We start from the raw sequence: 21425 nt of genomic DNA on the forward strand, positions 1-21425 counted from the left end.
CGGCGGCATCCCGCACCGCCGATGACCTGGCCTGCGGTTCTGCGGACGCCGGGGCGCTACGATATTTTGCATGCCGGTGCCGATCGAACGGGGTAAACACCGCAGATCGCTGCTCCGCGATCAGGCGTACGTGTCGATTCGCGACGCCATCGTCAACGGAACCCTGGCCCCCGGGGAAAAACTGCGCGATCCCGACCTCGAGCAGTGGTTGGGCATCAGCAGAACCCCGATCCGGGAGGCGGTCGCCCGCCTTGAGACCGCGGGCCTGGTGCACACCATTCCGGGCCGGTCGACGATCGTGTCCGCCATCGATCCGCATGCCGTACGCAACGCCCAGGGCGTGGCCGCGGCCATGCACGCCCTGGCGGTGCGGACCGCGGTGCCGGCGATGGGTGTCGGCGAGTTCGACGCGATGAGACAGGCGAACAGACGATTCGCGCAGGCGATCAAGGCCAAGGATCCCGATGCGGCGATCCGCAGCGACGACGAATTCCATCAGGTCGCCGTCCAGGCCAGCCGCAACGACGTCATCGCCCAGGTGCTCGAACAGGTCACCCCGGCGCTCAGAAGGCTTGAGTACCTGCGGTTTTCCTCACTGTCCGGCCGCGAGTCCATCGATCAGCACGACGAGATCATCGACCACTGTCGCCGAGGCGACCCGGACGCAGCGGCGGCGGCCACCGAACACAACTGGCAGACCTTGAACAACCTCATCGCCGAGTCGGCGGACTGAGACCGCTCCCCTACCGCTCAGGCCTTGCCGGTGCGCTCGCGATGTTTGCACCCCGGCCAGCAACACGGCCGGCGCATCCCTTCCTCGAGTTCCTCCCGGGTGCGCCGGATCCGACGCTCGCGGGTGGCCGCCTGCTTGGCGTCCTCCACCCAGCAGATGAACTCGTTGCGGGCCAGCGGCGTGATGTCGTTCCAGGCAGCCAGCGCCGTGTCGTTACCGATCAATGCCGCCCGCAGATCGGCGGGCAGCTTGTGCACCACACCGCCTGGAACTCGCGTACCCGCCATGTCCGCAGAATAGCCCGCAGGCCTACCGCCCGAAACCCGCATTACGCAACGCATCGGCCATCGAACCCGAAGGCGGTGCGGCATCACGACGGCCGGAGTTCTTGCCACGCTGCTGGTTTCGCTGCTGGTTGCCCCGGTTCGGGTTGCCCTGCGCCTTGTTGCCCTGGTTGCGATTGGGCTGCGGCCGGTCGGTCCGTTTGCCCTCGGGACTGTCGTTGAGCCGCAACGACAGTCCGATGCGCTGGCGGTCGACGTCGACATCGACGACCTTGACCCGGACCACCTGCCCCGACTTGACCACCTCATGCGGGTCGGACACGAACCGGTCCGACATGGCCGACACGTGGACCAGACCGTCCTGATGCACGCCGACGTCCACGAAGGCGCCGAAGGCGGCGACGTTGGTCACCACACCCTCCAACACCATGCCGACCTCCAGATCGGCGACCTTCTCGACACCGGCGGCGAAGGTCGCGGTGGAGAAGGCCGGCCGCGGGTCGCGTCCCGGCTTCTCCAGTTCGGCCAGGATGTCGGTCACGGTGGGCACACCGAAGCGCTCGTCGGCGAAATCGGCCGGCTTGAGTGCACGCAGCGAGCGCTCGTTGCCGATCAGTTCGCCGAGGGTGATGTTCGAGCGGTCCAGGATGCGCCGCACCACCGGGTACGACTCCGGGTGCACACCGGAGGCGTCCAGCGGATCCTCCCCGTCGGTGATCCGCAGGAAGCCCGCGCACTGCTCAAAAGCCTTGGGCCCCAGACGCGGAACCTTCAGCAGGGCGCTGCGGCTGCGGAACGGCCCGGTGTTCTCCCGATGCGCGACGATGGCCTCGGCCAGCGTGTCGGTGACACCGGACACCCGGGCCAGCAGCGGCACCGAGGCGGTGTTCAGGTCGACACCGACGGCGTTCACGGCATCTTCGACAACGGCGTCGAGGCTGCGTGCCAGCGTCCCGGGGGTGACATCGTGCTGGTACTGGCCGACTCCGATCGACTTGGGTTCGATTTTCACCAGCTCTGCCAACGGATCCTGCAGTCGTCGCGCGATCGACACCGCTCCGCGCAATGTCACGTCCAGCTGTGGCAACTCGTGGGCGGCATAGGCCGATGCCGAGTACACCGACGCACCGGCCTCGCTGACCATCGCCTTGACCGGTGCAGGCGCACCCGCCGCCCGGATATCGGCGATCAGTTCGGCCGCCAGCGCATCGGTTTCGCGGGACGCGGTGCCATTGCCGACGGCGATCAGCTCCACCCCGTGCCGGGCCACCAATGCGGCCAGGCTGGCCTTGGCGGCGCCCCACTGCTTCTGCGGCTGATGCGGGAAGATGGCGCAGGTGTCGACGACCTTGCCGGTGGCATCGACGACGGCGACCTTGACCCCGGTGCGGAAGCCGGGATCGAGCCCCAGTGTGGTGCGGGTACCCGCCGGGGCGGCCAGCAGCAGGTCCTTCAGATTGCGGGCGAAGACGGTGACGGCGTCGGCCTCGGCGCGCTGGCGCAGCCGGATCCGGGCGTCCACGGCCGCCGAGATCATCAGCTTGGTGCGCCAGGCCAGCCGCACGGTGGTCGCCAACCAGCTGGTCGAGGGGGCCTGCGCGGTCAGGTCGATACCGAGGCTCTGGGCCACCCGGGCCTGGTAGACGTCCTCGTCACCGCCGTCGAAGTTCACCGCCAGGATCTGCTCCTTCTCGCCACGCAGCACCGCCAGCACGCGGTGCGACGGCATCTTCTCCAGCGGCTCGGCGAACTCGAAGTAATCCCGGAACTTCTGTCCGGCAGGGCTTTTCGCTGCCTCCTCGGACCAGGGTGCGGTCTTGACCGTGCCGTCGGCCCAGAACTTGGCGCGCACCTCCCCGACCAGCTCGGCGTCCTCGGCGGCGCGCTCGATGAGGATGTGCCGGGCACCGTCGAGCGCGGCGGCGGCGTCGGCCACCTGCTCGCCGAGGAACTCGGCGGCCACCTCGTCCGGCACCAGCGTCGGGTCGGCGAGCAACCGGTCGGCCAGCGGCTCCAGCCCGGCCTCCCGGGCGATCTGCGCCTTGGTACGCCGCTTGGGCTTGTAGGGCAGGTAGATGTCCTCGATGCGGGCCTTGGTCTCGGCCGACAACAACGCCGCCTTCAGTTCGTCGGTGAGTCTTCCCTGCTCCTCGATGCTGCTCAGCACCGCATCCCGGCGCTGATCGAGTTCCCGCAGATAACCCAGCCGCTCCTCCAAGGTGCGCAGCTGCCCGTCGTCGAGGCTGCCGGTCACCTCTTTGCGGTAGCGGGCGATGAACGGCACCGTCGCACCCTCGTCGAGCAACTGCACAGCGGCCGCCACCTGGCGTTCGGCGACAGCCAGTTCCGCAGCGAGACGGGCATTTACGGTTCGGATCACGGGCACGCTCGAAGTCACGCCGAGACCCTACCGAATAGGCCCGACAGCCGTTCGGAGGGTAGGAGCGCAGCGACCGGGAAAATTATTGAGCGCAGGCACGCGCCACCAGCACGCTGACCAGGAAACACGCCAGCGGAATCCAGCCGTCGGCCCCGGCCAGACCGTTCTTGGCGACCAGCAGCATCGCCACCCCGGCCGCACAGATCAACACGCCGGCGACCACCGACCGGGCACCGGTCGCGCCGACCGGGCCGTCCCACCACGGCAGCTTGCGGTGTTCCAGCGGGGACAGCAGCAGGAACGTCGCGAACATCACGACCGCGAACACCGCGGCCCGCAGCGCCAGCATCGGCCAGAAGTCCGGTGCGTGCACGTCGTAGGCGTCCAGCCCGAACGCGTTCAGCGCGAAGGTGGCCACCGCGATGGCCGGGATGTGCCACAGATAGAGCGTCATCGCGCCGGAGTTGCCGACGGCGATCACGTACCAGACCTTTGGGCGCTCCGCCCAGCGCTCCACCAGGCCGGCGGCGGCGACGAACACACACGACATCCAGATGCAGTGCACCGCGAGCAGCACCGTCGGCGGGGACACGTTCGACACTCCGTGGCTGCTGCCGGTGGTGACCAGCGGCACCTCGTAAGTCTCGGTGAGGGCCAGCAGCACCTGCGCGGTCAGGGCGACCGCAGCGGTCAACAGTGCCACAGCGGGCCGGATGAGCTTGCGGGCATAGGCCACCCCGATGGCCACCGGGATCAACCAGACGATCAGGAAGTTGCCCACCCCGGCCTCGGCCGAGCCGACGGCGAACCGGATCTGGTCGACACCGGCGGCGGCGAGCACCAACCCGCCGATCACGGCGGCCACCGCGCCGGCACTGTGCAGTCGGGTGAGTGCCGGGACGAACGCGATCGTCACCAGGTAGACACCCAGGAACCAGAGCAGCGCCACACATTCCCGGCCGAGCCGGTCCGCGGACGCGTCCCCCAGGATCAGCCGGGCCACCACCAGGGCGGCCGACCAGAACGCCAGATACCAGAACACCGGCCGGCACAGCCGTTGTGCGCGGCGGACCAGCCAGCTGCCCCACGGGGTGCCCGGGTGCCAGCCGTAGGCTGCCGCGGCGCCGCCGGCGAAGAAGAACAGCGGCATGACCTGCACCACCCAGGTGATCGGGGTGAGTGCGGGCAGTTCGCCCAGGATGTTGCCGATCCACAGGCCGTCGCTGTCGATCGTGGCCAGCAGCAGTGCGCAGTGCCCGAACATGACGACCACCAGCGCCGAGAGCCGGGCCACGTCGATGGCGCGGTCACGGTTGCCGGCCGGCGCGGTGACGGCGGACCCGGCGGGCAGGAGTTTGGCGAGCGGCATGGTTACAGCGTGCCGCACCCGGCGCGTGCCCGGATGAGTAGGACTACCCGAGTTCACGCAGTGTTATCGGCGAGGGCCTCGATACGTTCCAGGGCTTCCTCGGCCGCGGTGGCGATGTCGATACCGCCGGCCGGACCGCAGCTGGTGATCTCGATGGCGGCGTTGTGGGCGGCGACGAACAGGTTGTCGCAGTTCCAGTCGACCGCGCGCAGCGACCACAGCACCGCGCCGTCGGGTGCCTGCTGGGTCGACGGCTCCACACCGAAGGTGTAGGTGCGCTCCAGCATGGTGGTCACGGTGACCTCGGTGCCGCTGCAGGCCTCGACGGTCTCTCGGGCCGCGGCGACGGCCTCCTCAGCGGCGAAATCGGACGGGTAGACCGCCACCATCTCCTCGACGACGGCCTCCACCCCGCCGACATCGGTGGACCAGTGTCCTCCGTCTTCGGCCTCGGGCGCGTGATCGGTGATGAAGGGCGGGTCGACCTCGCGCGCCACTCCGGCACAGCGGTCCGGTGCGGCGGTGGCGAACAGGTTGCCGTCCTTGTCGAACACATCCGGGCTGAGCAGATCACCCACCTGTCCCGGTGTGATCGGCCCGATCGGTGCCTGTGGACGCGCCTGCGGATTGTCGACCGCCCGGGTGCACCCGGCGATGGTGAACACCAGGACTACAACGGCCGTCGCCCACCTCACCATGTCAGCGAGTCTAGGTACGTGTGTCGGGCCGCGTGATGGCGGCGATGGAGTGGGATCTGTCACCGTTCGGTCAGCGACGACTGAACCGACTACCAGAGGGGAATTCACCACGGGGCGGGTGCCCCAGGGTTCCGTCCGGAAACACTGCCCGCACCCGCAGACGAGAGGAACAATCATGGGTATCGCCGATGACGCCAAGAACAAGGCCCAGGACGTGAAGGGCCGCGCCAAAGAAGCTGCCGGCGCTGCAACCGGCAACGATGATCTGAGGTCCGAGGGTCAAGCCGATCAAGGTCTGGCCGCGATCAAGGACAAAATCTCGGACGCCTCCGATGCCGTGAAGGACGGTGTCGACGCGATCAAGGACAAGCTGACCGGCAACTCGTAGCCCGGCAGCTTGAGGCGTTTGGGGGTGTCCGGTTTCCGGACACCCCCTTTTCAGGCCGTGACAGCCAGCACCGCGCTACAGACTTCGGCTCAGGACAAATGCGCGTGTTTGCCGAACTCGACATCTGGGCATGAAGAGTTCGTGTCCGATCGTTGCTGACGAGATTTCGAGGCTGGTTTGATGAAGCAAAATCTACTGCACGAAGCGCCGAATCGCGGGTGACGGCATGGAGCATCTCACGCCTTATCAGCTCTCGATTCGTGCCGGCATGTCAACTCTCTGCGCGCAGCCCGAATCACCTGTGGAAGAACGGCTACGCACGATAGCCGGCACAGCCTGTGATTTCATCCGGGGAGCGTCCCACGCCGACGTGATCTTGATCCACGGCGATCGGCGTCGCTCCGTGTCCGCGCCCTCATCACGACTGGTAAGCGAACTGAGCTCGGTTCAGGTGTCCGAAGGAGAGGGTCCCTGCATCCAAGCGGCGTTCGAAGACGTGGTGATTCGCGTCCCCGATCTCAACACCGAGAAGAGATGGCCGGCATTCACCGCGGCAGCCTTGCAACGCGGCGTGCGCAGTGTGATGGCGTTCCGGCTACACCAGAGCCGCGACCGTAGTGCCGCGCTTGGTATCTTCGGTTGCGCTGCCGGCGCTTTCAACATCGAAGACGAGGCGCTGGGATCGCTACTCGCCGCACACGCATCGATCGTTCTGAGCAGGTATCGCAGCTGTACATACTCGCCCCATCACAAGCTGTACACGTGCCCGGATGGCGCTGAGAGTCTCCTCGACAGGGACTGCGGGTCTTACAAGCCGGTGTGACATCACATTTCGACAAGTGCAGGGTCACATCTTTCGACGGCCGCTGACAGCATCGGCGCACCGGCAGGCGGGGCCTGCACCGGCGGTGAGCTGTGTCCGGATGTGGCGCCGATCCCCACCGCAATCAGTGCCACCAGCCAGAACATGAAAACAAGTATCCGCACCACACACACCATGGTGGTGCGGGCCCGATTCGCGGCCGCACTGGCGCCCGACGGGGTTTGCGTGTTCACCGGTACTCCGACACGGAATGTCAGCCAGATCCAAGAGTTGGATCAGGCGATGTTGCGGGCTATCTCATCGCTGACGTGGCGCGCCCATTGTTCGATGGTCCGCCTGGTCGTGGGCGAACAAGCACACACCGAGATACTCCGATCGTTGGGAGCCACTATCGAATAGTGCTTCTGCAGCACAGGGGCGGCGATGGCCCACGCAAAGAGCTGTTCGTCGTGACCGTCGTCGGGCGATTGCGATGTACCCATTGTCTCCTCCTTCTTCCCGGGATTCCAGCCTCCGTGGCCGACGCCGCGGCCAATGATCATCGAATGAATGTGGTGCGGTCCGAGAGTTTCGGAAGGTGAAGTACCGTCCTGACCGCTACATCCGGATCGCCGGTGACCGAGGCAATATCGGTGCAGACCGACGTCACTGTTCCGATCACCTCGGGCAACGCGTCCGGATGGTCGATTGCGGCGGTCAAGGTGATCAGGCGGCTTCGGCCCTCTGTCACGGCTCTGCCCTGCGCGCTGACAATCCGGGACTGCTGTGCTGCAGCTTCTGCGGCCGCGCTTGCCACAGCATCCAATCTGACAACGATCACTGCGGATTGGCCGGGTCGGCGAACCCGCACGGCGGGGGAACGCCCAGACGGGATGTGCCGGAAGAGCCAGTAGGTCGCAATCACCACACCGACAACTCCTGCGCTTCCCGATGCCCACGGCCACCATGGCTGCCGGGTCACATCGATCAGCGACCCCAGATCTATCGCCGTCGGCAGGTCGAAAACCTTTGTGGGCGATAGCAAGATGAAGGCGGCCGCGGCAACCATCGCCACACCAACCAGCACCGACACGAGACGATCGGTGAACACCAGCATGCGGGTCACCGGGCGTTCTCCGTTGTCGAGCCCTTGAGTCGCACAGAAACTCTCGGCGGCCGCACCAACACACCGACTGCATCCGACACTGCCGCAGAGACTTCGCTTCGTAGTTGAGTGGGTGAGGCCAAGGCATCGACCTCGACCGTCACCGCAATTCGGCTACGGCTGACTTTGCAAGATACGTCTCGCACGCCCGCCACAGACCCCGCAGCGTGCGAAACCAGGCGGCCGAGATGACGTAACGGCAACCACATGGACGTCGGCGCGGCTACCGCCAGGGCGGTACGTCGCCGCGGAAGCAGTCCACACACGACCAGCCAGATTCCGACGACGGCCAGAATCACTCCCAGTGGCGCCAGCGACCAGTCGAACCCGAGGCCGTCGACATGCTTGAGAGCAGTTCGCACCCACGGGTCGCCGCCCAGCCATTCCCAGTGAACGGCGCTGTCTCGCAACAACACCACCCCGCCGCAGAGTAAGGCGACAGCAACGGCGGTGCCGATCAGAACCGCCATCGGCAGCGCGGTGGGAGCGCTCGCGCGGCGAGGCACCGTCGGCGCGGCAATTTGAGCCGCGTCACTTTCGAGATCGCTCACAGGACCCGCCCTTTTTTCGTCGTGGAGCACCCGATGTGAGCTACCGTCACATCAACGATGGCCACATCGAAACCGCCCATTTCGACGAGCGCCTCGGACACCCGCTGTTGAACCTCGCCGGCCACTTCCACCGCTGGGGAGGGCCAGTCGATCGCGATCGTCACCCGCGCCCGCACCACGTTGGCAACGACGTCGACGGCAGCGTGCGGCAACGCGTTGCCGGTGATCTTATCGATTCCACGAGAATGTGACTGCACGCGAGATGTCTCGAGGGCGGCCCGCTCCGCCAACCGTTGGGCAACCCGCGTGGCCACAGTCAGGTTTCCGCGTACCGGATGCGCGACACGTTCCGGTCCGTCGGTGCTAGCCGTCGAGCGCGGAGCCAGCCGACCCTGCCCGGCCGTGTCAGTCACGCCGCAGCCCCCGCAGCAAGTTCGTTATGTCGAACTCTCCATCGCGTTGGCCGCCGATCAGGAACCCCGCGGCACCGAGCAACAACGCAATCACGAATCCGGACAACCCACCGGCTGCGGCTGCCACGCCGAGCAGCAGACCGGCGATCAATCCCAATGTGGACGTGGTCATTTCGGGTTCCTCCCCCAGTTGTTCATTCGATGCGGCCTACTCATAACCGAATGTAGGTGCGCCGCCCCCGCGTAATCCGACGCAGATAGCGCCGAATCGCGGAAAGATCACATCGCAACAGACCATGCGCGGGCACCACAGTGACCGTGGAGCAAGTCCTGTCGCATACCAACCTGTCGAACTCTGCCAATGCGGCAATGAACTCGTCGCGCCCGCCCCCACGATCAGGGTGTAGTGACAGCGCAACTCGCCGCCTGCTTGCAGCGAGGTCGCGCGCCCGCAGCGCCCCCCTCGTGGCACTGCGGGCACGTAATCGATCAGACGACATCGGGCTGCGGATCGCTCAACCGCTCTGGCACGATGTCCTCGATCGTCACGTCGACCGGCAGGTCGGTGATCTCGCCGACCGACCGCTGTATCGCTGCCGCCGTGTCCCTGACTGGAGCGCCCACCAGCAAACTCACGTGTATGTCGACACAGGTGTCATCGATTCGCACCCCGACGACCCGTTTGCCGGGTAGATAGGTGGCGACCTCTCCGAACATGCCGGAATGCAGACCCGCGACACCTGGCACCGCCACCACCCGTTGGGCGATCTCGCTGCTTCGATCAATCATGCGGTCCTACAACTTCCTGCGCATCCGAGATCGGCTCTGCGGAGCTCCGGCGCTCACTGGACTCGACTGACGGCCGTCTGACCGGTGTCATCTCCGTCATCCTCGTCGTCGAGATGCACGTCGTGGACGGTGATGTTCACCTCGGTGACCTCAAGGCCGGTCATCCGCTCGATCGCCGCAACGACGTTCCGGCGAATTCCGGTGGCCAGATCGGCTATGGACACGCCGTACTCGGCCACGATGTCCACGTCGACAGCCGCCTGCTTCTCGCCCACTTCCACCGAAACACCCTGTGAGTGGTTCACACTGGCTCCTGGAATTCGCTCGCGCAGGGCGCCGACAACTCGGGATGCACCGCCGCCGAGGTCGTAGACGCCGCTGACCTCACGCGCGGCGATGCCGGCAATCTTCGATACCACTGTGTCCGCGATCGCGGTCTTGCCCAGCGAACTCACCAACGGCGCCCCCTTGTAGGGGGTCACATCGGTCGCCGTGGGGGCGGTGGACTGCGCACTCGTCATGTTCAACTCCTCAGCGCTCTGCTCACGAAGGTTTGTTACATGCGATAGGTCGTACCGCCGGTCACGAACCGAACGGACAATTGGCGTGATGCTCGCCACATCGGTAGACACGAGCGTCGAAGATTACCGCCGGCGTTGCGACTCGCGGCGCTATGTTGAGCACACCGTCAGCTACTCGGCGACGGTTTGCCCGGAAGTGGACCGTAGTGACCGACGACACCGACAGACTGCACGACGCGAGTGATCAATCACTCTGCGTCGCAGCGGCTATCGGTGACCGCGAGGCGTTCGACACGATCGTCAATCGCCACGGTCCGGCGCTTTACCGCTACGCGCGACGCATGCTCGCGGTCGACGCCGATGCGGCCGACGCCGTGCAGGAGACATTCGTTGCAGCGTGGCGCCAACTGCCGAACTACCGAGCCGAATCCAAACTTCGGACCTGGCTTTTTGCGATCTGCTACCGCAAGATCGTCGATAGTTACCGAGTCAAGAGAGCGCAACCGGTCGAAGATTGGGTACTCGAACCGATGGCGTCTGAGACCGCCGAGGATGATCCATTCGCCGCGGCATCCAACGCGGAGTTCTTGGCCGCTCTGGAGACTGCGCTGGCCGAATTACCGGCGCGCCAACGTGCAACATGGATGATGCGGGAAATCGAACAGATGGCATTCACTGAGATCGGCGAGGTCCTCAGCCTGAGTGCCGATGCCGCACGTGGCCATCATCATCGCGCCACGATGAACCTGCGAATTCTGCTGAGGAGGTGGCAGTGACCGATCCTGATCGCCTCCTTCGACGCGCTGCCTCTTTTCTGCGAACCAGCCCGGAGCCCGGTTGGGACGCCATCAGCGCTCGTGTCCTTGCCGCAGTGCACGCTGCACCCCGCGCGAGCTGGCCTTTGCGCGTCAGTACGTCTGCCGCAGGACACGGAACGGTTTTCATCAGCGATCATGCGTTGCGTTCGATCATCGCCCGCGAACTGCGAATGCGGTACCTGTGTCAGCCTACGAGGGTGAGCTTCCTGATCGACGGGTCCGAGTTACATGCCGTCGACATCACCATCACCGGAAGCTACGGCACCCAACTGCTGCAACTCGGCAACGCAATCCGCGACAGCGTCGTGAAACTCGTCGCCGACATCCTGGGAAGTCCTCCTGACGGAGAAGGCACCGATGCCGGGCGTCCCATCGATGTCACGGTGACCGATGTGGTCGAAGGAGACCCGCTGGGCCCGTGACGATGCCGGCGGGCAGAATTTCGACCGAACGGGTCATAAGAGTCAGGTGGCGCATTCAAGCGATGGCTGGCGCACTGCGCAGCCGAGTTCTGACCGGACCGGTACCTGATTGGCCCTACAGAGGGTGTCCAAAAGGGCTGCACAGTGCTTCAATCCGCCGTCGGCAAGATCCGGTCCGAAAAAACTGGATACCACCAGGTCGACGACAGGTTGCGCACGCTGCAGTACAGCTTGGCCTCTGCTGGTGAGCACGGCCCAGGTTGCGCGACCGTCCTGCGGGCTCGATTCACGTTGCACCCAGTCGTGCTTCACCATGCGTGCAACCAATCGTGTTGTCCCGCTTCGGGACATCACCAACTCTCCGGCCAGCGCGCTCATCCGTAGCCGTGCACCGTTGCGGTGCAGCGCATCCAGAACCTCACGCTCCAGGAGAGTGATACCGACCGCGTCCCGCAATCGCTGTTCCAATCGGGCGGACAGGAGGGCATCCAGCCGATACAGCGCCCGCCACGTGGCCATCTGCTCGGCGCTCGCCAGGCCTTGCGCACCCTCAGTCATCGGACACCCACGGTGGCGTTCGGCGCAGCGGGAGGATGTCGTCGCAGACTGCTTGCCTCAACACGGTGCAACGCCGATCGAAGGCAATGCTCCGATCGCATCGAGCTGATCCCGTTGAGCGGACAGGGCGTCGGTCAGGAATACCCGCGCGATCACCAACAGTTCGGCAATCTTCGGGTGGGCGAGCTCGTAGTGCACCGTATTACCCGTGCGATGCCCGCGCACCACACGGTATCGCTTCAGCACGGCCAGGTGTTGGGACAGCTGCGTCGGTTCGATATCGGTGCCGTCCAAGATCGAACGCACCGATGTCGATCCGTCACTTGTGGACAAGATCTCCAGGATGCGGATTCGCGCCGGATGAGCGAGCGCCTTGAACAGGTTCGCTTTGATCTCATAGAGCGGCCGCTCGGGCGCACCGAAAAAGTTGTCCACCACACCCGTCACCATTCTTACGATTTATGGATTGCGTTAATTCGCAATCCATCATACCGATGGGTAAGCTACCGGCTCATGCCGACTGGCCAGACATCGCGCACTACGCCCGGGGTGCTGCAGTACGTCGCGTATTGCTACGGCAAAAGACTTCCCGCTTCCATGCATGATTGGGTCGCCGCCGACCTCGCTGGGCCTGGCGCCGCCCGGCGGATGATGTGCCGGGTTGCGATCCCCGCCATCGCCATCCTGGCCCCGATCTGGTTCATCCCGATGTCGCTGTACCTGCACGTGAGCATGACCATGCCCATCTTCATTCCGTTCGTGTTCTTCTCGCACGCACTGAACAAGGTGTGGCGACGTCACATGCTCGCCAAGCACGGACTCAAACCCGATCTCGTCGAGGCGCTATCCCGCGAACGCAACGCCCACAAGCACCGAGCGTACGAGGAACGGTACGGTCCGCGGTCTGGTCCCGCCGGCAGCCACGACATCTAGCGCCGAGGCCTCCAACCCAACCAAAGCCCGTGACAATATCTGAGCGATCTGTAAAGCTGCTGGGCCATGGCCACGCATCTGACACCGGGCACCCACACGCCACGGCGGGCCTGGGCAGCTGTCATGGTGCTGGCCCTGGTGGGCACGCTCAACTACGTCGACCGCTTCCTGCCCGCGGTGCTGGCCGAGCCCATCAAGAAAGATCTTGCGCTGTCGGACACCGCAATCGGTGTCATCAACGGCTTCGGTTTCCTCACCGTCTACGCGGTGCTGGGCATCGTCATCGCCCGTATCGCCGATCGTGGGATGTTCGGTGCCGTCATTGCCGGCTGCCTGACGTTGTGGGGCGCGATGACAATGGTCGGCGGTGCGGTGCAGTCCGGCTTGCAGTTGGCGCTCACCCGGATCGGTGTCGCGGTCGGCGAGGCCGGCAGTACCCCGGCCGCGCATGCCTACGTCGCCCGCAATTTCGCGCCCGAGCGCCGGTCGGCCCCGCTGGCCGTCATCACGTTGGCGATCCCACTGGCCAGCGCGGCCAGCCTGCTCGGCGGCGGACTGCTCGCCGAACATCTGGGCTGGCGGATGGCGTTCGTGGTGATGGGGGCGATCAGCGTGGTGGTCGCCCCGCTGGTGCTGTGGGTCGTCGGCACCCGGCAGACTCTGCCCGCCCCGCCGGTCCGCGAGCGCGGTGTCAACTGGTGGGATCTGCTGCGCAAGCCCAGCTTTCTGGCCGTCGTCGGTGGCACATCGCTGATCTCGGCCGCCGGGTATTCGTTGACCACCTTCGCACCGGCGTTCCTGATGCGCACCCGCGACATGTCCCTCGGCGAGGTGGGCATCGAATACGGACTGGCCACCGGCGCCACCGGGATCCTCGGCCTCCTGATCGTCGGTCGCGTCGCCGACCGATTGGCCGCCAGGGACCCGCGCTGGCTGCTGTGGATCGTGGTGGCAATGACGGCGATCCTGCTGCCGGCCTCGGCGCTGGCCTTCGTGGTGCAGAGCCGTACCTGGTGTGTGCTGTTCCTGGCGTTGGGCTACGTGATCGGCACCGCGTACATGGCCCCGTCGATCGCAGCGATCCAACGGCTTGTGCTGCCCGAGCAGCGGGCCACCGCATCGGCGATCTTCCTGTTCTTCAATGCGACGCTCGGGTCGGTGGGTCCATTTCTGACCGGGATGATCAGCGATACGCTGACGCCGGAGCTCGGCCCGGCCGGACTCGGGCGCGCGTTGTTGATCCTGGTGCCGACGATGCAGCTGGGCGCGCTGTGCTGTTACGCGCTGGGCGCGCGGCTCTACCGCCGCGACATCATCGAGGTCTGACGGCGTCGAACCCGCGTGCCCGGGGTTCAGGTGCCCGCCGCAACCCCGGGCACGCGGGTTTCGGCAGCGGTGGTGCGCCGCGTCGCACCCCACAGGCCGACACCGATCCCGACGATCGCCCCGCCGAGTCCGATGATCTGCTGGGAGCGCGGCATCTGGTGATGAGCACCAGCGCCGCCGAGCAGGTCGGCGGCATCGGCCCCACCGGAGGCCAGAAACCAGCCGCGGGTGTTCTTGCCGCGTAGCCCGGCGGCCAGCAGCAGGCCACCGATCAGGGCGTCGCGGTAACCCATCGAGCGCAGCAGCAACTGCGCGGTGGCATCCGGCTTGTCAGGCGATCCCCACAGTTTGTTGGCGCGCAGCGGGTCCACCAGAAACGAGATGCCCGAGGCCATCCGCAGGCCACCCACCGCCACCGCCGCACCGTCGATCGACATGACCGGCAGCCTAGGGCCGGGCCCGTTGTCCCCGTGCGTAATCGGAGTAACTTCGTCCGTGAGCCATCCGGCGCAGTGATAATCGACCAGACCGGCCAAGCTCGACGAGGAGCACACAGATGACCAGCAATGTCGCCACCCGGCCCGATACCGCGGCCGACGATGATTTCGAACGGGATGTCGCGGCCACCCAGAAGTATTTCGACAGTCCCCGGTTCACGGGCATCACCCGGCTGTACTCGGCGCGGCAGGTCGCCGAACAGCGCGGCACCATCCCGTCGGATTACCCGGTGGCCCGGGAGGCGGCCGCCGCGTTCTACCCACGGCTGCGCGAACTGTTCGGCCAGAAGAAGAGCATCACCACCTTCGGCCCGTACTCCCCCGGCCAGGCCGTGACGATGAAGCGGATGGGCATCGAAGGGATCTACCTGGGGGGCTGGGCGACCTCGGCCAAGGGCTCCATCAACGAGGACCCCGGGCCCGATCTGGCCAGTTATCCACTCAGCCAGGTGCCCGACGAGGCGGCCGGGCTGGTACGGGCGCTGCTCACCGCCGACCGCAATCAGCAGTACCTGCGGTTGAAGATGACCCCCGAGCAGCGGGTCACCACACCTGCCATCGACTACCGACCGTTCATCATCGCCGATGCCGACACCGGCCACGGTGGTGATCCGCACGTGCGCAACCTGATTCGCAGGTTCGTGGAGTCCGGTGTGCCGGGTTACCACATCGAAGATCAGCGCCCGGGCACCAAGAAATGCGGCCATCAGGGCGGCAAGGTGCTGGTGCCCTCGGATGAACAGATCAAGCGGCTCAACACCGCTCGATTCCAGCTCGACATCATGCGGGTGCCCGGCATCATCGTTGCCCGCACCGACGCCGAGGCCGCCAACCTGATCGACAGCCGGGCCGACGAACGCGATCAGCCGTTCCTGCTCGGTGCGACGAATGTCAAGATCCCGCCGTACAAGTCGTGCTTCCTGGCGATCACCCGGCGCTTCCACAACCTCGGGGTCACCGAACTCAACGGCCACCTGCTCTACGCACTACCCGAGGGTGAGTACGCCACGGCCGAGGCGTGGCTGGACCGCCAGGGCCTGCTCGATGCGGTGGCCAAGGCCGCCGATTCCTTCCGCCCGGGTCAGTCGGTGGACGCGCTGTTCGACGGTGTGGAGTCGGCGTTCGTGGAGGCCTGGCAGAACGACGCCGGCCTGGAGACCTACGGGGACGCCGTCGCCGAACTGCTGGAGTTCCGCGAGCGCGAGGGCGAGAAGGCCGAGATGAGTTCGGCCGATTGGCGAGCCTTCGCCAAGACGGCATCGCTGTATGCGGCCCGCGAGAAGGCCAAGGCGCTCGGTGCCGACGTGGCCTGGGATCCGGAACGGGTGAAGACGCCGGAGGGCTACTATCAGATCCGCGGCGGCATCCCCTACGCCATCGCGAAATCGCTTGCCGCCGCACCGTTTGCCGACATCCTGTGGATGGAGACCAAGACCGCCGATCTGGCCGACGCCCGCGAATTCGCGCATGCCATCCATGCCGTCTACCCGGACAAGATGCTGGCCTACAACCTGTCGCCGTCGTTCAACTGGGACACCACCGGGATGAGCGATGACGAGATGCGCGACTTCCCCGCCGAGATCGGCATGCTCGGGTTCGTGTTCAACTTCATGACCTACGGCGGTCATCAGATCGACGGTGTGGCCGCCGAGGAGTTCGCCACCGCACTGCGCCAGGACGGCATGCTGTCGTTGGCCCGGCTGCAGCGCAAGATGCGGCTGGTCGAATCCCCCTACCGCACACCACAAACCCTGGTCGGCGGCCCGCGCAGCGATGCGGCGCTGGCGGCCTCGTCGGGGCGCACCGCAACCACCAAGTCGATGGGCAAAGGCTCGACCCAGCATCAGCATCTGGTGCAGACCGAGGTCCCCAAGAAGCTGCTCGAAGAGTGGCTGGCGATCTGGGGCGAGCACTATCAGGTCGGTGAAACCCTGCGGGTGCAGCTTCGGCCCCGGCGCGCCGGTTCCGATGTGCTCGAGCTCGGCATCTACGGCGACGGTGAGGACAAGGTGGCCGATGTGATCGTCGACCCGATCCGGGACCGGCACGGGCGCAGCATCCTGACGGTGCGGGACCAGAACACCTTCGCCGAGAAGCTGCGTAAGAAGCGCCTGATGGATGTCATCCACCTGTGGCTGATCCACCGGTTCAAGCCGGAGATCGTGTACTACGTGACACCGACCGAGGACAACATCTACCAGACCGAGAAGCTGAAGAAGCACGGGCTGTTCAGCAACGTGTACCAGGAGGTCGGCGAGATCATCGTCGCCGATGTGAACCAGCCGCGCATCGACGAGCTGCTGGCACCGGATCGGGAGGCGCTGACCCGGCTGATCCGCAAGGAGGACTAGTGATTTCGGCGCGCTTTCGTACGGTGAGCGTACGAAAGCGCGCCGAACTCACACAGGCTACGGGGTGCCGAGGTTCAGGAACACCGTCTCGCCGTTGGCGTCCTCGACGCCATCGTTGTCGGTGACCACGTACAGGTTCCCGTTGCCGGCCACGGCCATTCCCTCGACCTTCTCCTGGACGAAGCCGTTGGTGGCGGCCAGGTCCGGCGGCAGATCGCGGACCTGCGTCTTGGGCAGCACCTTCGGGGCCTTGGTACCGGTGACACCCGCCTCGGCGGGCAGTGCGACCCGGTAGATCGCCTTGATGCGGGCGTCCGGTCCGTTCAGCTTGTCGCGCTCGAGCACCAGCAGTGACCCGTCGTGGACGGCGATCTCGGACAGGCCGATCCAGTCGCCCTCGACGTCGGTGGTCTCCAGCTGGTAGCCGTACCACTCCCACTTCTGGTCGGCGGGGGTGTACTTGCCGATCCGGACGACACCGGCCGGGTCGCCCTTCACCTCGCGCTGGAGCGCGACCCAGATGGTCTCGCCGTCGATCGCCACGCCTTCCAGGCCTTGGCCTTCCAGTCCGGCGGCGATCTCGGCGGGCAGCTTCACCCGGTCGGCGATCGCACCATCGGGTGCGACGTTGAGCAGTTCGTTGCCGTCGCCCTCTTCGCCCTCGACGGCCAGCACGTAGCCGTCGGGCCGTACTGCCAGACCCTCGACGTCCAGGGCCACCGGCTCACCGTTGTCGGTGACGGTGATCTCGCTGTCGATCAGCGCGGGCGTCTTGGACAGATCGACACTCAGGATGCGGGCAGGCCCGTAGGCGATATCGGTGGCGGTGAACAGCCGGTCCGGTGCGGCCGGGTCGGCGGCCAGGGCACCCAGTGCGCCCCAGCCGATCGGGGTGCCGTCCAGGTCCCCGGACACTATCGACGGGAACGCCGGCCTGCCGCCGTCGGCGGCGAACTGCTCACCGTAGCCGTACACGTTCACCGAAGCCCGGACCCGGTTCTCGGCGTCATCGGCCTCCGAGGAGATGACCAGCAGATTGCGCGACGGGATGGCCAGGATGCCCTCGGGGCCGGGTGTGGTCGGCAGGATCTCACGGAACACCGGGGCCGTCGGGTCGCTGACGTCATACGCGGCGACGAAGTTGCTGCGCTCGGAGGCAACCAATGCCGTTGGCCGACCACCGATCTCGGTGATCGCCAGGCCTTCGGGTTCGGGTCCCTTCGATTCGGCCCGGCTCTCGATGTGCAGTCCGGTACGCACGGCGAGTTGTTCGAACGCGTTGCCGGCATCCCACACCACCTCGCCGTTGGACGCGTCGAAGACGGTCCAGCCGCGGGTGCCGCCCTTCCAGTCGCCCTCGTTGGCGGTGGCGACGTGGCCGTCACCGATCCAGCCGATGGCGTCGGGTTCGCGCGGTGCTGCCTCGATGGACCCGGTCTGGTCGAGCTTGCCGTCCTCGGCGGTGTCGATGCCCTCGACCGCCTGGGTGCCTGCGGTGAAGATGGACGACACCACACCGGTCTTGCCGTCGACGATGGCGATGCCGTTGTTCTCCTGCAGCGTCATCGCGACCTGACCGCGCGAGTTGATGGCCACATACTCGGGTTCCAGATCCTCCGGGGTGTCCAGGCCCGCGGCCCGGGCCTGCTCGACGTCGAAGTCGACCTGGCGGGTCGTCCACGCCGTCGGCGCTCCGGTCAGGGTGAGCAACTGCAGGAAGCCGGTCGGCGGCTGCGGCAGATCGCCCTCCTCACCGCCGGGCGGGGTGAACTCCTCGTCGCGCTGGTTCTCCATGGCGATCGCGGCGAACGACGCATCCGGGCTGATGGCGATGGAATCGGGCTGTCCACCGAGATCGATGCTGTGCACCCGGGTCCGGTCGGCCACCCGGACGATGTCGACCCGGCCCGACGGGTTGGCGAAGTCACCGCCGGTGGTGTCCACGACGACGAGGACGAACTCGCCCAGCACGGCCACCGAGGTGGGTTGGTCGTCGGCATGGCCCAGCTCTTCGAGCGAAAGTGTACCCAGACCAACGGTTTTGAGCGGATCACGGATGTCGACGAAGCCGATGCGCTTGGCGGCGGCGTCGGTGTAGATGACGGTGTTGCCGTCCGGGGTGACGGTGGAGATCTCCGCGACGGTCTCGGTCGCCGGATCCTCGTCAGCGGGCCGGTTCAGATACACCGGGTAGGTGGCCAGGCGGTGATACCGCTGCGCGTCGGGCAGGTTGAAGTCGATCGGCGAGGTGGCGCGCTGCACCTGGGGCGCCGGCTCCGACGGACTCTCGCCCTCCGGGCTGCTCGAGCAGGCTGTCGCCAGTAGTGCCGCGGCGGCCGCCACGGCTGTCGCGCGGCCCAGATTCGACCCCGGATTGGCCCTCGTCATCGGTGCACCCCTGTTCAGTTCGTCAGTGAAGTCGAGTGATCTTGACGTAGCCGGGTTAACGCGAGACGAAACCCAAGTGACCGACGAGAGAGGGTCGGCCCTGGATTCCAGGACCGACCCTCATCACTCACATGTCGGGGCTAGTCGACATTGCCACCGGTGTTGCCGGGACGGCCGCCGGGGCTACCGCCCGTGCCCGGGCTGCCGTTGGACTCGCCGCCGTTGCCGCCGTTGCCGCCGAATCCACCGAAGCTGCCGTTGCCACCATTGCCACCGTTGCCGCCGGTGCCGCTGTTCAGGCCGCCGGAGCCGACACCGTTGCCGCCGTTGCCACCCCGGCCGCCACCGGTCAGGATGCCGCGTCCGTCGCCGCCCTCGCCGCCCGTGCCACCGACGCCACCCTCGTCGTCGTTGGTGCCGTTGCCACCGTTGCCGCCGCGCCCACCGCCGCCGAGCGCCAGACCGCTGCCGCCGCCGGTGCCGCCGGATCCGCCTGCGCCGGTGCCGGTTTCGGATGTGCCGTTACCGCCGTTGCCGCCGCGGCCGCCGCCACCGACGATGGCGTTGCTGCCGCCCTCGCCGCCGGCACCGCCGGTGGCATTTCCGTCCGTAGCGGTGGCATCGCCGCCGGTGCCGCCCCAGCCACCGAGACCGACCTCGACCACACCGCCGGTTCCACCGGCACCGCCGACCGCCGAACCACCGGTGCCTGCTGTGGCGCTGCCGCCATTGCCGCCACGCCCCGGGTCGTACAGTCCCTGGCCGGCGTCGCCGCCGGCGCCACCGGTCGCGGTGCCCGCTCCGTCACCCTGCGCGGTGCCACCTGCGCCACCGTCACCGCCGCCACCGACGATGCCCGCGGTGCCACCGTCACCGCCCGCGCCGCCGACTGCATTGGCACCCTCGGCGCTGCCGCCGGCACCACCGTGTCCACCGTTGCCGCCGATCAGGCCGGCCGCGCCACCATCGCCACCCGCGCCGCCGGTCTCGTCGGCACCGGCCTGGTCACCGGCACCGCCGCGGCCGCCGTCACCGAAGATCAGGCCGCCGCGGCCGCCGTTACCGCCGTCGGCGTTCAGGCCGGAGCCGTCACCGCCGCGGCCACCATTGCCGAGAAGTCCTGCGTTTCCACCGTTTCCGCCACCGAGGCCGCCGTCACCGCCGCTGCCCAGCAGGCCGCCCTGACCGCCGTCGGCGCCGAATCCGCCGTCGCCGCCGTTGCCGAAGAGCAGACCGCCGCGGCCACCGTTGACACCTGCGGTGATGGAGCTGAAACCGTTGCCGATCAGCAGGCCACCCTCGGGGTTCGCTTCGGTGCCGTTACGGACGAAGAAGCTGACGACCGGGATCCGGCCGCCGATGTCGCCGAGCAGACCCGCGATCGCGCCGGGCAGATCACCGATATTGGTGTTGGCCACCTGCAGTGCGCCGCTGGCCGACGCGACCAGCACGGTCACCTCGGTGTTCGAGTCACCACCGGTACGCGCGACAGCCTCGGCCAGCACCTCCGGGGTGAAGGGCGCCGAACCGACCGCGCCGCGCGAAGATCCGCCGCGCTCACCGGCGGGTGCATCAGCAGCGACCTCGGCGGGAATGAAGGTGATCAGCGTGCCACCGCTGTCTGCGGCAGCGGGCGCGGCGGCCTGCGGTGCGCCGACCTGGGCGCCGTAGAGCGCGTTGGGTGCGGGGTTCGGCAGCACTGCGGCGGCGAGAACCGGTTGTGCATGTACCACCGCGGGAGCGGAGACCGTTGCCGGTCCGGCGAGGGCAGGCGCCTCACCCTCCGCTGCGATGGCGGTGACACCCGTCGTCGCCAGAACACCCGCCGCCAATGCCGAAAAGACTGTGCTGGGCACGTTTCCCACCGAAGCTCCTTAAGCTGACCCAATTTGCCGCCAGCAGTATGTCAGAGATTTGCTTAGAAATCTCTCAGTTTGCGGCGGACTGCGTGAAAGTGTTGCGTCGGCAGGTCAATATCAGCCATTATCCGCACTTTTGAGCCGCTATACACCATCACGCGCCGATATTCTTGCCATCAA

25 protein-coding genes are annotated in these 21425 nt (G+C 66.7%); 8 read left to right on the forward strand and 17 right to left on the reverse strand.

Annotation, left to right across the window (positions count from 1 at the left end):
• The first annotated feature begins 70 nt into the window (after positions 1 to 70).
• Positions 71 to 733, forward strand: a complete 663-nt coding sequence (locus ACLBYA_RS18630) for a GntR family transcriptional regulator (protein ID WP_447710917.1) — start codon at positions 71 to 73, stop codon at positions 731 to 733.
• Positions 734 to 750: 17 nt separating this feature from the next.
• Here the strand turns inward: ACLBYA_RS18630 and ACLBYA_RS18635 are convergent, their stop codons facing one another.
• The 4 genes from ACLBYA_RS18635 to ACLBYA_RS18650 form a co-directional block, all read right to left on the reverse strand.
• Positions 751 to 1020, reverse strand: a complete 270-nt coding sequence (locus tag ACLBYA_RS18635; protein ID WP_447710918.1) for a YdeI/OmpD-associated family protein — start codon at positions 1018 to 1020, stop codon at positions 751 to 753.
• Between the two features lie 22 nt (positions 1021 to 1042).
• Positions 1043 to 3394, reverse strand: coding sequence for a Tex-like N-terminal domain-containing protein (locus tag ACLBYA_RS18640; RefSeq protein ID WP_447711111.1), 2352 nt, complete (start codon positions 3392 to 3394; stop codon positions 1043 to 1045).
• A gap of 85 nt (positions 3395 to 3479) precedes the next feature.
• Entirely contained in the window at positions 3480 to 4766 is a 1287-nt protein-coding gene (locus ACLBYA_RS18645; protein WP_447710919.1) for an acyltransferase family protein, read from the reverse strand.
• Between the two features lie 53 nt (positions 4767 to 4819).
• Complete coding sequence (locus tag ACLBYA_RS18650; protein ID WP_447710920.1) at positions 4820 to 5464, reverse strand: sensor domain-containing protein; 645 nt, start codon at positions 5462 to 5464, stop codon at positions 4820 to 4822.
• A gap of 175 nt (positions 5465 to 5639) precedes the next feature.
• Between ACLBYA_RS18650 and ACLBYA_RS18655 the strand changes: the two genes are divergently transcribed.
• Together ACLBYA_RS18655 and ACLBYA_RS18660 are read left to right on the forward strand one after the other, a co-directional pair.
• Complete coding sequence (locus ACLBYA_RS18655) at positions 5640 to 5852, forward strand: CsbD family protein (RefSeq protein ID WP_447710921.1); 213 nt, start codon at positions 5640 to 5642, stop codon at positions 5850 to 5852.
• A gap of 226 nt (positions 5853 to 6078) precedes the next feature.
• Positions 6079 to 6675 (forward strand): GAF domain-containing protein, encoded by a 597-nt coding sequence (locus ACLBYA_RS18660; protein ID WP_447710922.1) that lies wholly within the window; start codon positions 6079 to 6081, stop codon positions 6673 to 6675.
• A gap of 2 nt (positions 6676 to 6677) precedes the next feature.
• Here the strand turns inward: ACLBYA_RS18660 and ACLBYA_RS18665 are convergent, their stop codons facing one another.
• The 8 genes from ACLBYA_RS18665 to ACLBYA_RS18700 form a co-directional block, all read right to left on the reverse strand.
• Positions 6678 to 6908: a hypothetical protein gene (locus ACLBYA_RS18665; RefSeq protein ID WP_447710923.1), complete on the reverse strand. Its 231-nt coding sequence runs from the start codon at positions 6906 to 6908 to the stop codon at positions 6678 to 6680.
• A 42-nt stretch (positions 6909 to 6950) separates the two neighbouring features.
• Positions 6951 to 7217, reverse strand: coding sequence for a hypothetical protein (locus ACLBYA_RS18670; protein WP_447710924.1), 267 nt, complete (start codon positions 7215 to 7217; stop codon positions 6951 to 6953).
• Positions 7214 to 7780: a hypothetical protein gene (locus ACLBYA_RS18675; protein WP_447710925.1), complete on the reverse strand. Its 567-nt coding sequence runs from the start codon at positions 7778 to 7780 to the stop codon at positions 7214 to 7216. Before ACLBYA_RS18675 ends, ACLBYA_RS18670 begins: the two co-directional genes overlap by 4 nt.
• On the reverse strand, positions 7777 to 8370 hold the full coding sequence (locus ACLBYA_RS18680; protein ID WP_447710926.1) for a DUF6286 domain-containing protein: 594 nt from the start codon (positions 8368 to 8370) through the stop codon (positions 7777 to 7779). Before ACLBYA_RS18680 ends, ACLBYA_RS18675 begins: the two co-directional genes overlap by 4 nt.
• Positions 8367 to 8783 (reverse strand): Asp23/Gls24 family envelope stress response protein, encoded by a 417-nt coding sequence (locus tag ACLBYA_RS18685; RefSeq protein ID WP_447710927.1) that lies wholly within the window; start codon positions 8781 to 8783, stop codon positions 8367 to 8369. The genes ACLBYA_RS18680 and ACLBYA_RS18685 overlap by 4 nt, the downstream gene beginning before the upstream one ends.
• Positions 8776 to 8955, reverse strand: coding sequence for a hypothetical protein (locus ACLBYA_RS18690; RefSeq protein WP_447710928.1), 180 nt, complete (start codon positions 8953 to 8955; stop codon positions 8776 to 8778). Before ACLBYA_RS18690 ends, ACLBYA_RS18685 begins: the two co-directional genes overlap by 8 nt.
• 317 nt (positions 8956 to 9272) lie before the next feature.
• Entirely contained in the window at positions 9273 to 9572 is a 300-nt protein-coding gene (locus ACLBYA_RS18695; protein ID WP_447710929.1) for an Asp23/Gls24 family envelope stress response protein, read from the reverse strand.
• Positions 9573 to 9625: 53 nt separating this feature from the next.
• The gene (locus ACLBYA_RS18700; RefSeq protein WP_447710930.1) at positions 9626 to 10093 is read right to left on the reverse strand and encodes an Asp23/Gls24 family envelope stress response protein; all 468 of its coding nucleotides are present in this window, start codon (positions 10091 to 10093) and stop codon (positions 9626 to 9628) included.
• A gap of 206 nt (positions 10094 to 10299) precedes the next feature.
• On the opposite strand from ACLBYA_RS18700, the gene ACLBYA_RS18705 reads away from it, so the two are divergent.
• Both ACLBYA_RS18705 and ACLBYA_RS18710 read left to right on the forward strand, forming a co-directional pair.
• Entirely contained in the window at positions 10300 to 10869 is a 570-nt protein-coding gene (locus ACLBYA_RS18705) for an RNA polymerase sigma factor (RefSeq protein WP_447710931.1), read from the forward strand.
• Between the two features lie 239 nt (positions 10870 to 11108).
• On the forward strand, positions 11109 to 11333 hold the full coding sequence (locus tag ACLBYA_RS18710; RefSeq protein WP_447710932.1) for a hypothetical protein: 225 nt from the start codon (positions 11109 to 11111) through the stop codon (positions 11331 to 11333).
• 42 nt (positions 11334 to 11375) lie between these two features.
• Here the strand turns inward: ACLBYA_RS18710 and ACLBYA_RS18715 are convergent, their stop codons facing one another.
• Together ACLBYA_RS18715 and ACLBYA_RS18720 are read right to left on the reverse strand one after the other, a co-directional pair.
• A complete protein-coding gene (locus ACLBYA_RS18715; protein WP_447710933.1) occupies positions 11376 to 11891 on the reverse strand; it encodes a MarR family winged helix-turn-helix transcriptional regulator in 516 nt (171 codons plus the stop codon).
• Positions 11892 to 11948: 57 nt separating this feature from the next.
• Positions 11949 to 12329 carry an ArsR/SmtB family transcription factor gene (locus ACLBYA_RS18720; RefSeq protein ID WP_447710934.1) on the reverse strand — a complete coding sequence of 127 codons (381 nt, stop codon included), beginning with the start codon at positions 12327 to 12329 and terminating at the stop codon, positions 11949 to 11951.
• Positions 12330 to 12404: 75 nt separating this feature from the next.
• Between ACLBYA_RS18720 and ACLBYA_RS18725 the strand changes: the two genes are divergently transcribed.
• Positions 12405 to 12824 (forward strand): DUF5313 domain-containing protein, encoded by a 420-nt coding sequence (locus tag ACLBYA_RS18725; RefSeq protein WP_447710935.1) that lies wholly within the window; start codon positions 12405 to 12407, stop codon positions 12822 to 12824.
• A 66-nt stretch (positions 12825 to 12890) separates the two neighbouring features.
• Positions 12891 to 14150 (forward strand): spinster family MFS transporter, encoded by a 1260-nt coding sequence (locus ACLBYA_RS18730; RefSeq protein WP_447710936.1) that lies wholly within the window; start codon positions 12891 to 12893, stop codon positions 14148 to 14150.
• Between the two features lie 26 nt (positions 14151 to 14176).
• Here the strand turns inward: ACLBYA_RS18730 and ACLBYA_RS18735 are convergent, their stop codons facing one another.
• Positions 14177 to 14587, reverse strand: coding sequence for a DUF4267 domain-containing protein (locus tag ACLBYA_RS18735; RefSeq protein WP_447710937.1), 411 nt, complete (start codon positions 14585 to 14587; stop codon positions 14177 to 14179).
• A gap of 119 nt (positions 14588 to 14706) precedes the next feature.
• Between ACLBYA_RS18735 and aceA the strand changes: the two genes are divergently transcribed.
• Positions 14707 to 16998: an isocitrate lyase ICL2 gene (gene aceA / locus ACLBYA_RS18740; RefSeq protein ID WP_447710938.1), complete on the forward strand. Its 2292-nt coding sequence runs from the start codon at positions 14707 to 14709 to the stop codon at positions 16996 to 16998.
• Between the two features lie 57 nt (positions 16999 to 17055).
• On the opposite strand, the gene ACLBYA_RS18745 is transcribed toward aceA, so the two are convergent.
• Both ACLBYA_RS18745 and ACLBYA_RS18750 read right to left on the reverse strand, forming a co-directional pair.
• A complete protein-coding gene (locus tag ACLBYA_RS18745) occupies positions 17056 to 19386 on the reverse strand; it encodes an esterase-like activity of phytase family protein (RefSeq protein ID WP_447710939.1) in 2331 nt (776 codons plus the stop codon).
• A gap of 140 nt (positions 19387 to 19526) precedes the next feature.
• Entirely contained in the window at positions 19527 to 21242 is a 1716-nt protein-coding gene (locus ACLBYA_RS18750; RefSeq protein ID WP_447710940.1) for a PGRS repeat-containing protein, read from the reverse strand.
• Positions 21243 to 21425 lie beyond the last annotated feature (183 nt).

The organism is Mycobacterium sp. C31M (assembly GCF_053345865.1).